Origin of the sequence: Myxococcus llanfairpwllgwyngyllgogerychwyrndrobwllllantysiliogogogochensis, from assembly GCF_006636215.1 — a bacterium.
GTDB lineage: Bacteria > Myxococcota > Myxococcia > Myxococcales > Myxococcaceae > Myxococcus > Myxococcus llanfairpwllgwyngyllgogerychwyrndrobwllllantysiliogogogochensis.
Window position 1 is genome coordinate 1 of record NZ_VIFM01000139.1, and the last position, 13,976, is coordinate 13,976.

General features: G+C 71.0%; 11 protein-coding genes. 10 read left to right on the forward strand and 1 reads right to left on the reverse strand.

Features of this window, described 5'->3' with window-relative positions:
* The coding region (locus FJV41_RS29005; RefSeq protein WP_141645818.1) for a rhodanese-like domain-containing protein at positions 1-274 on the forward strand (274 nt) is incomplete at its 5' end.
* An 8-nt stretch (positions 275-282) separates the two neighbouring features.
* On the opposite strand, the gene FJV41_RS29010 is transcribed toward FJV41_RS29005, so the two are convergent.
* Positions 283-2,598, reverse strand: coding sequence for a serine/threonine protein kinase (locus FJV41_RS29010; RefSeq protein WP_141645819.1), 2,316 nt, complete (start codon positions 2,596-2,598; stop codon positions 283-285).
* A 109-nt stretch (positions 2,599-2,707) separates the two neighbouring features.
* Here FJV41_RS29010 and FJV41_RS29015 point away from each other — a divergent pair, with 109 nt between their 5' ends.
* The 9 genes from FJV41_RS29015 to FJV41_RS29055 all read left to right on the forward strand — a co-directional run bounded on the left by FJV41_RS29015 (position 2,708) and on the right by FJV41_RS29055 (position 13,973).
* Complete coding sequence (locus tag FJV41_RS29015; protein ID WP_246137485.1) at positions 2,708-3,331, forward strand: hypothetical protein; 624 nt, start codon at positions 2,708-2,710, stop codon at positions 3,329-3,331.
* A gap of 212 nt (positions 3,332-3,543) precedes the next feature.
* Positions 3,544-4,875, forward strand: a complete 1,332-nt coding sequence (locus FJV41_RS29020) for a putative porin (protein ID WP_141645820.1) — start codon at positions 3,544-3,546, stop codon at positions 4,873-4,875.
* A 15-nt stretch (positions 4,876-4,890) separates the two neighbouring features.
* Positions 4,891-5,604, forward strand: coding sequence for a VTC domain-containing protein (locus FJV41_RS29025; RefSeq protein ID WP_141645821.1), 714 nt, complete (start codon positions 4,891-4,893; stop codon positions 5,602-5,604).
* Positions 5,605-5,610: 6 nt separating this feature from the next.
* Positions 5,611-7,326, forward strand: a complete 1,716-nt coding sequence (gene tmk, locus FJV41_RS29030; RefSeq protein WP_141645822.1) for a dTMP kinase — start codon at positions 5,611-5,613, stop codon at positions 7,324-7,326.
* Between the two features lie 12 nt (positions 7,327-7,338).
* Positions 7,339-8,043: a DUF4956 domain-containing protein gene (locus FJV41_RS29035; protein WP_141645823.1), complete on the forward strand. Its 705-nt coding sequence runs from the start codon at positions 7,339-7,341 to the stop codon at positions 8,041-8,043.
* Entirely contained in the window at positions 8,040-8,822 is a 783-nt protein-coding gene (locus FJV41_RS29040) for a hypothetical protein (protein WP_141645824.1), read from the forward strand. Before FJV41_RS29035 ends, FJV41_RS29040 begins: the two co-directional genes overlap by 4 nt.
* Before the next feature lie 128 nt (positions 8,823-8,950).
* Positions 8,951-10,615, forward strand: coding sequence for a metallophosphoesterase (locus FJV41_RS29045; protein ID WP_141645825.1), 1,665 nt, complete (start codon positions 8,951-8,953; stop codon positions 10,613-10,615).
* 133 nt (positions 10,616-10,748) lie between these two features.
* Positions 10,749-12,179, forward strand: coding sequence for an RsmB/NOP family class I SAM-dependent RNA methyltransferase (locus FJV41_RS29050; RefSeq protein ID WP_141645826.1), 1,431 nt, complete (start codon positions 10,749-10,751; stop codon positions 12,177-12,179).
* Between the two features lie 24 nt (positions 12,180-12,203).
* Positions 12,204-13,973, forward strand: coding sequence for a M61 family metallopeptidase (locus tag FJV41_RS29055; protein ID WP_141645827.1), 1,770 nt, complete (start codon positions 12,204-12,206; stop codon positions 13,971-13,973).
* The last annotated feature ends 3 nt before the right edge of the window (positions 13,974-13,976 follow it).

Here is a 13,976-nt window from a genome sequence, read left to right on the forward strand (position 1 = left end):
GTCCCGCCCCGCCCTGCTGGACGTGCGCTTCCCGCATGAGCACGAGTACGTCGCGCTGCCGGACTCGGTGCTCATCCCCCTGCCGGAGCTGGACGAGCGCGCCGACGAGCTGGAGGCCCTGCGGGGCCGGCCCGTCGTCGTCTACTGCCACCACGGCGTGCGCAGCCTGGACGGTACGGCCTACCTGATGTCACGCGGACTGGAGGCCGTGTCGCTGCGGGGCGGCATCGACCTGTACTCGATTCAGGTGGACCCCTCGCTGCCCCGCTACTGAGGGAGCCCTCAGCCGAGGAACGCGGACAGGTCCTGCGTCTCGCGGTTGATGCTGTTGGGCTTGATGTCGACCTCGAAGTGGAACGGCTCCTTCAAGGGGCCGCCATTGAGCTCGAGCTTGTGCTTGCCCTCCATCAGCTCAATCTTGAGGCCCTTGCCGTTGCCACCCTGGTAGATGCCGACGTCCTGGTCCCTGCGGCGCACGGTGATGTTGCGCACGCTGTCCGGCTTGAGCAGCAGCAGCAGACTCCCCCGGCGGAACTCCTGGGTGAGCACCTTGGCCTGACCCGGCTCGCCGAATGCCAGCGTGTCCGTGTCCTCCTTGTAGATGCCCTGCTGCTCGTTCTCCAGGATGAGCGTGTCCTGCAGGTGGGCGCCCGACACCAGCGTCAGCGGCGTCATGCCCAGCTCGGTGATGGGCTGCGAGCCGCCGCAGCCATTCGCATGGCGCACGGAGACCTTCACCCGCTCATTGGTGTTGATGGTGAGGCGCACGCCCTGCCCGTCCGACGCCGTGGCGCTGAGCACCGCGAGGATGGGCTTGTGGAAGATGGCCACCACCGCCAGCAACCCCACGATGAAGCCCAGCGTGGCCACGTTGCGCGTCGCCATGGTGCGGCGCGTGCGGCGCGAGTCGTCCGACAGCGCCCGGTCCACGTCGTCGTCCGGCCTCACGGCGGGCGCCGAGGAGAGCGAGACGCGCGAGCGCGACGGCGGGGGCACGGACATCTCCGCGCGGCTGGAGGTGCGGCGGCGGGGAGGCGGCTCGGGCGCGGACACCTGCGACTGCATGCCCGTGCGACGGCGCGGCGGAGGCTCCGGAGGCGGGAGCATGGTCCGCTCGTCGTCCTCGTCCTCCATGCGCGTGCGCTCGTCCAGGTCCAACGACGCGGACGTGCGGGAGCGCGGCGGCGGGGGCGCGTCCACGTCCACCACCGGCTGGGCGCGCGTCATGGAGCGGCGCGGCGGCGACGGGGGCGGCTCTCCGGGATTGGTGACGGCACTGCGCAGGTCCGAGCGGGAGCTGGTGCGCGCCACCTGGGTGACGTTCGCGTTGCTGGGCCTGCGCATCGAGTCCGACGTTCCACCCCGGCGTCGCGGCGGCACGTCCAGGTCGCCCGAGGGCGCGTCCCACTCGCCCGGGTCCTCTTCCACCACCGGCTGCGCGGAGGCCCCCGTGCGACGCGGCGGCGGGGGCGGGGCGGAGCGCGAGGGGGCGGCGCGGCCTCCTCGCTCGCGGGGCGCGGAGGCTTCACCCGGAGGCGCATCCCAGCTCATGTCCGCGGACGACGGACGTCCCCGGCCGCGCTCCTGAGGGGGCGGCGTGGGAGGCACGGGCGAGCCCGAGTTGCCCGACGCGTCGTCGTCCACCGGGACGACCTGGCCCTGGACCTTCTCATCGGCCAGCCGGTCCGCGAAGAGCGTCTCCATCAGCTCGGAGATCTGCACCGAGCCGGCCACCCAGCGCTGGCCGACGAGGATTTCCTCCAGCGCCGTCTGGAATGTGCGCGCGTCCCGGTAGCGGTCGTCCGCGTTCTTGGTGACGGCCCGCATCACCACCGGGTCCATCTCCTCCGGGACGTCGGCCACCTGCGACGGCGGCTGGATGGCGCACTCCATGGCGGCCTGGAGCGTGGCCAGCTCCGAGTCCCGCTTGAGCGGGCGCACGCCCGTGAGCAGCTCGTAGAGCACCAGACCGATGGCGAAGATGTCCGCGCGCCCATCCAGCGGCTTGCCGGCCGCCTGCTCCGGCGCCATGTACGCGAACTTGCCCTTGATGGCGCCCGACTTGGTCAGCGACGCCTGGTCCGCGGCCTTGGCGATGCCGAAGTCCACCAGCTTCACCGAGCCGTCGAAGCTGATGAGGATGTTCTGCGGCGAGATATCGCGGTGCACCACGCGCAGCGGCCGGCCCGCGTCGTCCGTGCGGCTGTGGGCGTAGTGAAGGCCCTCGCACGCCGCCGCGACGATGCGGATGGCCAGGGGGCGCGCTATCCACTGCCCCGCGCTGGCCGCCTTGCGCATGACCCGGCCCAGGTCCTCGCCGTGGATGAACTCCATGGCGATGTAGTAGGTGCCGTTGGCCTCGCCGAACTCGTAGACCTGCGCGATGTTCGGATGGTTGAAGCGCGCCGCGATGAGCGCCTCGTTCCGGAACATCTCCACGAATTCACGGTCCTCCGCCAGATGCGGAAGGATGCGCTTGACGACGAGGTTCTTGTGGAACCCCTCGATGCCCGACTGACGCGCCAGCCACACCTCGGCCATGCCGCCGGTGGCCAGCTTCTTCAGGAGCTGATATTTCCCGAATGATTGAGGGTTCATCCCGGTACTCTGGCCGGGGGAGTTGGCTCAGATGGAATGCGTCAGGGGTCGCCATCTTATGGGACAGCCGCCGCCGAGGCAAAGGTGGCGCGCACGGAATTCGCTCGGGGTGCTGATTGCCTGCCTGCTGGCGACGGGTGCGTTCGCAGCGACTCCGGGTGCGGATCAACTCCGCCTGGAGCGACGCGGCGACGTCATGGAGCTGCGCTGGGCGGATGCCGAGGAGCGCCTGCAGGGTACGCTTCACCCCGCCCTTCCCCGGGAGGGCCAGCCCGCGATGCTGTCGCTCCACGTGGGCGCGTTCGAGGGCGCCGAGTTCACCGGCCCCCTGACGCTGACCGTCCACTTGAAGGATTCGCCCGCCCAGGTGACGAAGACGCTGACGCGCGACGGCGTCAACTGGCACACCGAGCTGACCTTCGACGAGCCGGGCCTCTACGAGCTGGAGATCCGCTACCAGAACACGCACCTCAAGGTCCTGACGGGCTACGTCACCGTGGCCGCCCAGCCCCTGCCTCCGGAGTTGAGCTGGGGCCTGCTCGTCCTGGCTTCTGGCGCGGCGCTCGTCTGGGGTGTGCGGGGCGCGATGCGGAGGATGAAGGCCCCGGCCTCGCCCGCGGGCACGCCAGAAGCTGGCACGGCCACCGCTTCCACGACGACGCTGGAGTCTTCCGCGTCCACGGAGGAACGCGATTCCACCGTCCCGCCGCCGGATGCGGCGTCCAACCGGTAACTCCTTCTACCGGCTGATCGACATTCGTACAGGCCCGGCTGCCCTCGCGGTGGAACTTCCGTTCCCACCGAGGGCCTTGTAACGCCCTGGTCACGACGTTTTCGCGCCCTGGCACACCCGCGCGCCGCCCACGCCGTCCTCCACCCGACGTTGTCGATTCGGGCACCGCAGTTGCACAAGCCCTCTGGCGGCTGCGATGGGGAGGCGGGGACATGGGCGGGTGGCGGTTGGATGATCTGGGGAGGCGGGGCCTCCTCGTCGCGGTCCTCCTGAGTGGGCCGGCGTTGGCGGGTGCTCCGGCTTCCGCGAGCAACGCGGGGTTGGAGGCCGCCGAGCAGGTGGCCGCGGAGGATCCGCTCTCGGGCGGAGTGGTGGATGGCGTGGAAGCGCCCGAGAGCGGACCCCCAGAAGGCTCCGAGCCTCTGGAACCTTCCCAGAGCAGCCTGACGGAGGGCGCGCTGGCGCAGGCCCTGCCCCCGCGCATCCAGCCTGGGGACACCGGCGACGCGGTGAGCCCGGTGCCGCCGACGAACGCACAGCCCACGCCGGAGCCCGCGCAGCAGGCGGACCCGAAGAAGAAAAAGAAGTCCAAGCCCGGCGCGCAGCAGGAGGACTCGCTGGGAGAGGACTCCACGGCGCTCGACGACACGCCTCAGGAGGAGGTGCAGACAGTGCGCGTCTTCGGCCGGGTCTACGCCCGCGCCAGCGCGGACGAGCGCGCGAAGTACCAGCGCGCGCTGAGCATCCCTTCCGCGCGCGTGGGCGTGGGCACGTCGCTGTCCAACCTGGAGGCCGAGGTGAGCGCGGACCTCGCGGACTCGTCGATCCTCAAGGACGCCTTCGTCCGCCTCGCGGACGACAGCAAGCGCTTCCGACTCTACGGCGGCCAGTTCAAGGCCCCCTTCCTCCAGCGCCGGTTGGAGGGCTCGTGGAGCCTGCCCATCCAGGGACGCGGTCTGGTGGAGGACTACCTGGGGGACGTGCACGAGCTGGGTGGCCGTCGGATGGGACTGATGGGCGAGGTGCGGCTCAAGAGCCTCTGGGATGTCCGCGTGTCGGCGGGCGTGTTCCAGGGCTCCAAGGATGACCTGGGCGTGCGCACCAAGGAGGACCTGGCCGGACGCGTGAGCGTGCGTCCGTTCAAGAAGATGCTCACCCTGGGGGTCAGCACGTACGTGGCGGAGGCGTTGGACCGCGCGCGGCGCCACGCGGTGGCGGCGGACGCGGAGCTGAAGCTGGGCGGGCTGAACGTGACGGGTGAGGTCGTCACGGGACGGCTGCCCATGGGGCCGTTCACCGCGCAGCTCTTGCTGGCGAGCTGGACGGTGCCGGTGACGACGGAGTGGGCGCTCCAGCCGGTGGTGGGAGCGGAGGGGTTGCAGTTGAGAGGGGATGTGGAAGGCCGGGGCCACTCGCTGGTCGGGGGTCTCAACCTGCTGCTGGGGAGTCGGTTCCGGGGGCAGTTCCAGGTGGAGCGCGCGTTGCGGCCGGGGGACGAGGCGCCGGGCCTCGAGTACTCGCTGCAGCTCGCCACCCGCTTCTAATCACGGAGACACGCCATGCTCTCGTTCGCCGAGGGAGAAGTGACCAGACTCCGGCGTGAGTTCAAGCTGGTTCTGGGAGAGCAGGCCGCGCTCACGCTGTGCGCGCGGTTGTCGATGGAGCTGGAGGGACAGATGCCGCGACCCACGCGCATCGTGTCCGTCTATTTCGACCGACCGGGCTGTCCCCTGGCGTCGCGCGCGCTGCGCACGCCGGAGGACTGCCTCAAGGTCCGCACGAAGGAGTACTCGCCGGACGTGGGGGCCGGCGGCGTGGAGCGCGTGGTGCTGGAGGTGAAGCGCGAGCGTCATGGACTCACGCAGAAGCGTCGGGTCTGGGTGCCGCGCTCGGACCTGGGGCGCGTGTTGCGAGGGGGCGCGCGCCTGTTGCCGCTCATCACCGGAGGCAGCCTGCTGCCGGTGCTGGCGGTGACGTACCAGCGGCACGTGTATCAGGCGTCGCAGGCGTGGCGGGTGACGGTGGACCGGGACATTGGCTACCACCAGATTGCTCCGGAGCTGGCCATGTCCCAGCTTGCCCTGACGACGGAGCGGCTGGGACCGCCGCTGTGGAGCGAAGGACGCGTGGTGGTGGAGGTGAAGCACCTGGGGCAGGAGCTGCCCGACTGGCTGTCGTCGCTCAATCCGGGCGGCGCGCCAACGTACAGCAAGTTCGCAGAGGGGATGGCGAGGGTTCATGCCTTCGCCGTGGATGGGGTCGCGAGGGGATAAGGCACCGTGTTCATCGACTTCGAGGGGATTGACGGCAGCGGCAAGACGACGCTCTCCAACCTGCTGGCCGGGAGGCTGAAGAAGCTCGGCTACCGGGTGGCGCACGCACGGGAAGGAGGCGAGCTGCGCTCGTCCACGGCCCGGCGCGTGCGGGAGCTGACGCGCGATGCGCGGCTGCTGGAGATGTCACCGCGCGCGGAGTTCTTTCTCAATCTGGCGCGAGACGCGCAGCAACTGGAGGAAGTGGTGGCGCCCGCGCTCTCGCGGGGAGAGGTGTGCATCACCGACCGTTACCTGTACTCGCAGCTCGCGCTGAGCGGAGGGGGCCGGGGACTGCCCATGTCGGAGCTGCGGCCCGCGTGCGAGCTGGCCTCGCAGGGACTGTGGCCGGACCTGGTCATCCTGGTGGATGTGGACCCGGACCTCGCGAGGTGGCGCAAGCGGCTGGGCAAGGCCCAGGCGGGACGCGGCTCGGACGGGGACAGCCGCAAGGGTCTGGCGGGCGCGGGCCTGGCGGTGCGCGTGCGCGAGTCCTTCCTCGCCCTGGCGAAGGAGGACCCTCGACGCTGGCTCATCCTGGAGAACAACGACGCGCCGCTGCACGTGCTGGAGCAGCGGCTCGTGGACGCGGTGGTGGCGCGACTGGAGGGGCGCGACACGCCCGTGCAGCGCATCGTCCCCATGTCGACGACGCCGGTGCACTCGGGCCCCGTGGACGTGGAGGACGTGGAGCCGCGCTTCTTCCAGGCACTGGACACCGTGGAGCTGCGCGAGCCGTCGCTGGCGGTGTGGATGCTGGGTGGCCTGCCCGGCCTCATGGCGCACCAGCGCAGACTGGCCTTCGTGGAGCGCTTCCCCGCCCTCACGGCGCGGGGCCTCCTGGGCCTGGGGGATGAAGCGGCGTGGACGCTGCGAGAGGTGCTGGCGCCGCTGGCCCCCGCGCAGGTGGCGCTCGGACTGGGCGGACTCACCGGCGCGCGCGCGTCGATGATGCGCGAGCGGCTGTATGCCCAGGCTCCGTCGGAGGTGCTGCAGGGCCTGAAGGGCGACAGCTCTCCCCAGGCGTGGGCGCTGCGCGAGCGCGGCATGAAGGACGGCCGCCTCACCGACGTGCTGCTGGGCCTCTCCGGCGTGGACGGTGAGGAATCCTGGCTGGTGCGCGAGGCCGGCGTGCAGCGCTCGTTGTTCGTGGAGACCGCGCGCAGCCTGGGAGGCCTGTCGGACGCGCGGGCGGACGCGCTGAGAGAGGCGCTCCTGCCCCATGACCGGCTGGCGGTGCTGCGCGGCACGCAGGGACTGGACACCCCGGTGGCGCGCGGACTGCGCGAGGCCCTGGCGGGCAAGGCGCTGAAGCTGGTGCTGCGCTCGCTGACCGGACTCGACTCGCAGGAAGCGTGGGCGCTGCGTGAGCGGGGCTCCTCGCAGACGAAGGAGGCGCTGGACTCCGTCGACGGCATGAACGACCCGCGCGCGTGGAAGCTGCGGGTGGCCCACGCGAAGCGCTGGCCCGCCACCGTGCTGTCCTCGCTCAAGGGGCTGCCCTTGGGGCCCGAGGCACGCACGCTCATCTCACGTGTCCTGGAGGCACGCCCCGCGAGCCTGCCGGTGTTGCGCAATGCCTATGCGGTCATCGCCACGGCGTCGACGCTCGACGCTCGGGGCACCACGGTCCGCCCAAGCCGCGTCGTCGCGGACGCGGCCACACAGCTGGTCGAGCTCTAGGGGAGCCCCGACATGGAGGTTTCGATTCCGGCGCTCTTCGAGAGCGCCAAGGCGGAGATGAGTTCGTTGTCCATCACCGTGATGCTGCCGCGGATGCTCGCGGCGGCGTTCATCGGCACGGTGTTGTCACTGCGTCCCTGGCGGCTGCCCATGCGCCGGGCGCTGCCGAAGGCGGACATGATTCAAGCGCAGGTGCTGCTGTGCGCGGCGGCGGCGGTCATCACCGCCGTCATCGGCGACAGCGTGGCCAAGGCCTTCGGGCTGGTGGGACTGGGAGGCTTCGTGCGCTTCCGCTCGGGCCTCAAGGACCCGCGCGACGCGGCCATCCTCTTCCTGATGATTGGCCTGGGCATGGCGTGCGGCCACGGAAGCCTGGGGCTCGCGGGTGTCGGCACGGTGTTCGTGGCCGCGCTGCTGTTCGTGCTGGACCTGTTCAACCGCGAGACGCCCGTGGCGACCCGGCAGCGCCTGCTGGTGTCCGCGCAGGCCGACGACCTGGTGGGCGCGGAGGCGTCGCTGAGGAGCGCGCTGCGTGAGCGCAACGTGCTGGTGAAGAGCTGCGCGCTCGACTTCGACGGGCGGCGGCTGGAGCTGGAAGTGGAGGAGCCCGTGCCCGGCTCGCTGACGGCGGCGCTGGGACGGACGGAGGGCACGCCCCTGCGGGGGCTGCGGTGGACGGCGGTAGGCCCCAAGGGGACACGAGAGGAGCTGACATGACACGCAGGTGGGTGGTCGCGCTCGCGGCCGGATGGTTGCTGATGGGGTGTGGTGGTGGAGGGAGCCTGCCCAATGGAGATGGACCGGGTCCCTCGCCAGGCGGAGACGTGGGCCTGCCGGGCGACAAGGACCCGAACGACAACAACCCGGACGACACGGCCTCCAAGACGCTGTGGCCGCTGACGACGGGCTCCGTCTGGGTCTACGACATCCAGGACCCGGTGCACGGCAACTTCCAGAAGCGCGTGACGGTGCAGGGGCCGCGCGAGGTGCCGGGGGCACCGGCGGGAACGACGGGCGTGCTGGTGCACAGCCGGCAGGACCGGGTGGCCACCGGCATCCTCTACGAGGAGTACTCGTGGCAGCTCGAGCAGAGCAATGGCCTGGTGGTGCGGCTTCGCGAAGAGGACCACCGGGACGGGGTGCAGGTGCGCACGACCACCTGGTCTCCCTCCACGGTGAAGTCCCTGTCGCGAGCGCCGGGCTCGCTGCCCTGGTCCTTCACCAGCGCCGTGCAGGAGCTGACGGTGATGGGTGACGGGAGTCAGGAGGACAGCGACCCGACCTATACGTGGCGCGTGCTGGAGGTGAACGCGACGGTGCAGACCCGGGCCGGCACCTTCACCAACGCCGTGAAGGTCCGCCGCGACAAGCTCAACGACGCTGGCGAGGTGAAGGAGGGCAAGGAGCGCACGTACTGGCTGGTGCCCGGTGTCGGCAAGGTGCGCGAGGAGGGTGAGCGCACCGAGGACCTCGCGACCTATGACGTGAAGAAGTAGCGCCCGGCGGGACAGGCGTCGGGTGCGCGAGGGCTTGCCTCGCCGCCCGGCGCCCACTTCCCGTCCGGATGAAGGTCGCGGAGTGAACGGTTGGGCCTCCGTCCCGAAATGGTTCGGGAGGAGGCTGCATGCATCGGAAGACCCGCTTCAACCCGCTTCCCCTGGCCGTGGCCCTGACCCTGGTGTCGGCCGTGGCTTCCGCAGGCGTCCTCGCCCGCGACCCCTACCTCCAGAAAGTCGGCCCGGACACCGCCCTGGTGGCGTTCCGTCTGGCGGCCAACTGCTCGCCCGAGGTGCGGTATGGCGTGGGAGCCGTCAGTGAGGTCGCCCGCTCGGAGGCCTCGGGCCGCGTCCATGCCGTGGTGCTCACCGGCCTGAAGCCCAGCACCGAGTATTCCTACGAGGTCAGCGCCTGCGGCCTCAAGACACCCACCAAGCGCTTCACCACCGCGCCCGAGCCCGGAACGCGCAGCGTGCACTTCGCCGCCGTGGGTGACTTCGGCACGGGCGGCTCGGACCAGAAGGCGGTGGCCGCCGACATGCTCGCGCGCAAGCCGGAGCTGTTCGTGGCCCTGGGCGACAACGCCTACCCCGACGGCACCGAGGCCGACTTCCAGGACCACCTCTTCGCGCCCATGGCCGCGCTGCTGGCGGAGGTCCCCCTCTTCGCCTCGCCCGGCAATCACGAGTACGTGACGAACCAGGGACAGCCGTACCTGGACAACCTCTACATGCCCACCAACAACCCGGCGGGCTCGGAGCGCTACTTCTCGTTCGACTGGGGGCACGTGCACTTCGTGTCGCTCGACTCCAACTGCGCCATTGGCCTGTCGGCGGCGGAGCGCTGCTCGCTGGCGGACCAGAAGGCGTGGCTGCAGACGGACCTGGCCGGCACCACGCAGCCGTGGAAGGTGGTCTTCTTCCACCACCCGCCCTGGTCCAGCGGCGAGCACGGCTCGCAGCTCACCATGCGGCGCCAGTTCGGCCCCATCTTCGAGAAGTACGGCGTGGACCTGGTGCTGACGGGGCATGACCACAACTACGAGCGCAGCAAGCCGATGCAGGGTGACGGCGTCGCGTCCTCGGGCGGCATCCCCTACCTGGTGGTGGGCGGCGGCGGCGCGGCCCTGCGCGCGTTCTCCGAGGGCCAGCCGAGCTGGAGCCAGGTCCGCGACAACAAGGCGCACGGCTTCCTCGACGTGGAGGTGGTGGAGGGCGTGCTCACCGCGAAGCTCATCACCACGGATGACACGGTGCTCGACAGCTTCACGCTGCACAAGGACCTGCCCCCGGTGGAGCAGCCGCCCCCGGCGGATGCCCTGTCCGTCACCGTGGAGGGCGAGCGCGGCGTGGCGCCCCACCGCGCCCTCTTCCGCGCGACGACGTCCTCGGTCGTCCCCGTGAGCTGGGACTTCGGAGACGGCGGCGCGGCCCAGGGCACGACGGCCGAGCACACCTACGCCAAGGCCGGCCAGTACACCGTGACGGCGACGGCGACGTTCGGCGCGGTGACGCGGACCGCAACGTCGGTCGTGACAGTCTCCGCGGCCCCGGGTGGCGGCGGTGGAGGAGAAGACGGCGGCAGTGGTGGCGGCACCGACGCGGGGACGCCTTCCACGGGCAACCCAGACGACCGCCCTTCCCCGCCGACGACGGGCACGCCGAGCACCGACGATGAGGGCGGCGGGTCCGGTGGGGGTTGCGCCGCGGGTCCCACGGCCGCGCTGCTCCCCGCCGCCGGGCTGATGGTGGCCGGACTGCTCCGCCGTCGCCGCGCCAGCCGCCGTCCTTGAAAACCCGGCTCGCTCCCCGTCGGTGAGCGAGCCCCCCGCCCGGGTGTGTCGGTGGACCGAGCGTCCCCTGACCACCCGGGTTTGCTTTCCCCGCTTGTCAACCCGCCCGGGGGATGCAAAGGCCCCTGCAGCCATGGCCCAGAAATCCAAATTCCGCCCCACCTCGCGACCGTCCGCGAAGAAGTCCTCCAACGAGCGTACGCACAGCAAGAAGCCCACGCTCAAGGAGCAGGCGCGCTCCCCTCGGCCCGTGAGAGAGGACCTGGTGCTCCAGGCCTGCCTGGAGGCGTACGCGCTGGTGCGCCATGAAGGGCGACTGTCGGACCGGGCGCTGGACTTCACGCTGCGCCGCAAGACGAACCTCTATTCGTCGGAGCGCCGCGCCGTCGCCGAGCGCGTCTACGCCCTGCTGCGCCGCCAGCGCACGGTGGACTTCCTGCTGTCGCGCGCCCATCCGCAGTTCGACTCGTTGGACTCCACCCGTCAGGACGTCCTGCGTCTGGCCACCTCGCGCGTCCTGCACGGAGATGCGCTGGGTGAGGTGGCGCGCACCTCGTCGCTGACGCCCGCGGATGCCTCCGCCCTGAGCGCGCTGCCCCAGGCCGCCGCCGCGCTGGAGGCCCTGCCGGAGAAGAAGCGCTTCCCCATCGCCGCCTCGCTGCCGGACTTCCTCGCCGAGCGCTTCCTCGCGCAGTACGGCAAGGACGCCGCGCGCGCCGCCGAGGCGATGAACGAGCGCGCTCCCCTCACCGTCCGCGCCAACCTCCTCAAGGAGGACCGCGACGCGCTGGCGAAGCGCCTGTCCACCGAGGAGGTGGAGTCCAAGCCCTCCCTGCTGTCACCCATGGGCCTGCACCTGGAGACGCGCATGAACGTCTTCTCGCTGGAGACCTTCCGCGAAGGCTTCCTCGAAATCCAGGACGAGGGCAGCCAGCTGCTCGGCATGCTGGTGGATGCGCCCCCCACGCGCGTCGTGGATGCGTGCGCGGGCGCGGGTGGCAAGACGCTCCAGTTGGCGGCGCAGATGAAGAACCGGGGAGACCTGCACGCGTTGGACATCGACACGCGGCGCATGGAGGACCTCAAGAAGCGGGCCCGCCGCGCCGGGGTGCACAACGTGCGCGCCCAGCTCATCGCCGCGGAGGGGCCGGAGGCGGACTCCTCGCTGGACTCGCTCGCGGGCAAGGCGGACCGGGTGCTGGTGGACGCGCCGTGCAGCGGCACCGGCACCTTCCGCCGCAAGCCTGACGCGCGCTACCGCCTGACGCCCGAGCACCTGGCCGAGCACGTGGCCCGGCAGAAGGCGCTCCTGGAGCGCTTCTCGCGGATGGTGAAGCCCGGAGGCCGGCTCATCTACGGCACGTGCAGCGTGCTGCGGGAGGAGAACGAGGCCGTCATCGAGGACTTCCTCTCGCGCCACCCCGAGTACACCGTGCGCCCGGTGGCGGAGCTGCTGGGGCCGGAGCTGGGCGCGAAGGTGGGCCCTGGCCCGTTCCTGCGACTTGCGCCACACACCCACGGCACGGATGGCTTCTTCGGAGCCGTCCTCGTCCGAGCGAAGTAGCCTGCCTGGAAGAAAGGCCCGGCCATGTCCCCGTCCGTCCGCTACCGCGTCTCACTGCCTCGGCCCCACTCGCATCTGGTGGAAGTGGAGGTCACCTTCCCGGCGGGCCCCACCGTGCTCGACGCGCTGATGCCGGTGTGGACGCCGGGCAGCTACCTGGTGCGCGAGTTCGCCCGGCACGTCCAGGACCTCACCGCGACGACGCAGGACGGCTCGCCGTTGACGGTGCTGCGCGTGGACAAGCAGACCTGGCGCGTGAGCGCCGGAGGCCAGGCCGTCACGCTGCGCTACCGCGTGTACGCCAACGAGCTGACGGTGCGCACCAGCCACGTGGACGGCACCCACGCGTACCTCAACGGCGCCACCGTGTTCCTCTACACGGAGGCGACGCGGGGCCTGGAGCACCAGGTCACGGTGGACGCGCCGCCGAGCTGGAGCACCTTCTGCGCGCTGGGACAGCGAGCCGGGGCGTTCATCGCCTCGGACTACGACACGCTGGTGGACAGCCCCTTCGAGGTGGGCCCCCACACGCCGCTGAGCTTCACCGCCGCGGGCGTGCCGCACGACATCATCGTCTGGGGTGACACACCGGCGGACCCCGAGCGGCTGTGCGCGGACTTCCAGCGCCTGTGCGAGGTGCAGGCCCGCCTCTTCGGCGGACTTCCCCTGCAACGCTACCTCTTCCTCCTGTACCTGACGGACAAGGGACGCGGCGGGCTGGAGCACCAGGCCAGCACCGCCCTGCTCTTCCCCCGCACGGCGCTGTCCACGGGCCGGGGGTGGGAGGACTTGCTGACGCTGGCCGCGCACGAGTACTTCCACCTGTGGGTCGTCAAGCGGGTGAAGCCCCGGGCGCTGGTGCCCTTCGACTACTCGAAGGAGAACTACACCTCCCTCTTGTGGGCCTTCGAGGGAACCACCGCGTACTACGACAACCTCATCGTCCGGCGCGCGGGGCTGATGTCCGCGCAGCGCTACCTCACGCGGATGGGCGAGACGCTCACCGCGCTGCACTCGACGCCGGGCCGGCGGACGCAGACGCTGCTGGAGGCGTCGCTGGTGAGCTGGGTGAAGCACTACCGGCCGGACGAGAACTCGCCCAACAGCGCCATCTCCTACTACCTGAAGGGCGAGGTGGTGTCGGCGCTCCTGGATTTGGAGATCCGCCGGGCCACCAGCGACACGCGCGGCCTGGATGACGTGCTGCGGCTGTTGTGGCGCCGCCACGGGGACGGCTCCGGCGTGAATGAAGACGGCGTGGAGGCCGCGGCGAACGAAGTGGCGGGCGTGGACCTGACGCCCTTCTTCGACCGGGCGCTGCGCACCACCGAGGAGCTGGACTACTCGGTCCTCGCGCACGTCGGCCTGGAGATGAACTTCCGCATCCGGGAGTCCGCGAGCGACCGCGGGGGCACGCCGCCCAAGGGCAAGGAGTCCAAGCCGAAGGGCTGGCTGGGCGTCACCCTCAAGGGGAGCGCCACGGTGGCCACGGTGCTGGACGGCTCGCCGGCGCAGGACGCGGGGCTGTACGCCGAGGACGACGTGGTGGCGCTCGACGGCTGGAAGGCGGACGGCGCCGCGCTGATGAGCCGCTGCGAGGACCGCAAGCCCGGGGAGACGGTGCGGGTGACGGTCTTCCGCCGCGACAGGCTGGTGGAAGTTCCCGTGGTGCTCGGCGCCAAGCCCGCGGAGGCCGTGTGGCTTTCGCGCGTGGACAAGCCCAGCGAGGCGCAGAAGTCCGCCTATCAGGCCTGGCTCGGCGCCCCCTGGGACGAGGCCCCCGGCACGACGTAGGCT

What these genes read in the sequence shown, in the direction of transcription:
- FJV41_RS29025 (WP_141645821.1), top strand. Translation starts at nt 4,891, where the DNA reads ATGCTCTCGTTCGCCGAGGGAGAAGTGACCAGACTCCGGCGTGAGTTC.
- FJV41_RS29045 (WP_141645825.1), top strand. Translation starts at nt 8,951, where the DNA reads ATGCATCGGAAGACCCGCTTCAACCCGCTTCCCCTGGCCGTGGCCCTG.
- FJV41_RS29040 (WP_141645824.1), top strand. Translation starts at nt 8,040, where the DNA reads ATGACACGCAGGTGGGTGGTCGCGCTCGCGGCCGGATGGTTGCTGATG.
- FJV41_RS29010 (WP_141645819.1), bottom strand. Translation starts at nt 2,598, where the DNA reads ATGAACCCTCAATCATTCGGGAAATATCAGCTCCTGAAGAAGCTGGCC.
- FJV41_RS29020 (WP_141645820.1), top strand. Translation starts at nt 3,544, where the DNA reads ATGGGCGGGTGGCGGTTGGATGATCTGGGGAGGCGGGGCCTCCTCGTC.
- FJV41_RS29050 (WP_141645826.1), top strand. Translation starts at nt 10,749, where the DNA reads ATGGCCCAGAAATCCAAATTCCGCCCCACCTCGCGACCGTCCGCGAAG.
- FJV41_RS29035 (WP_141645823.1), top strand. Translation starts at nt 7,339, where the DNA reads ATGGAGGTTTCGATTCCGGCGCTCTTCGAGAGCGCCAAGGCGGAGATG.
- FJV41_RS29055 (WP_141645827.1), top strand. Translation starts at nt 12,204, where the DNA reads ATGTCCCCGTCCGTCCGCTACCGCGTCTCACTGCCTCGGCCCCACTCG.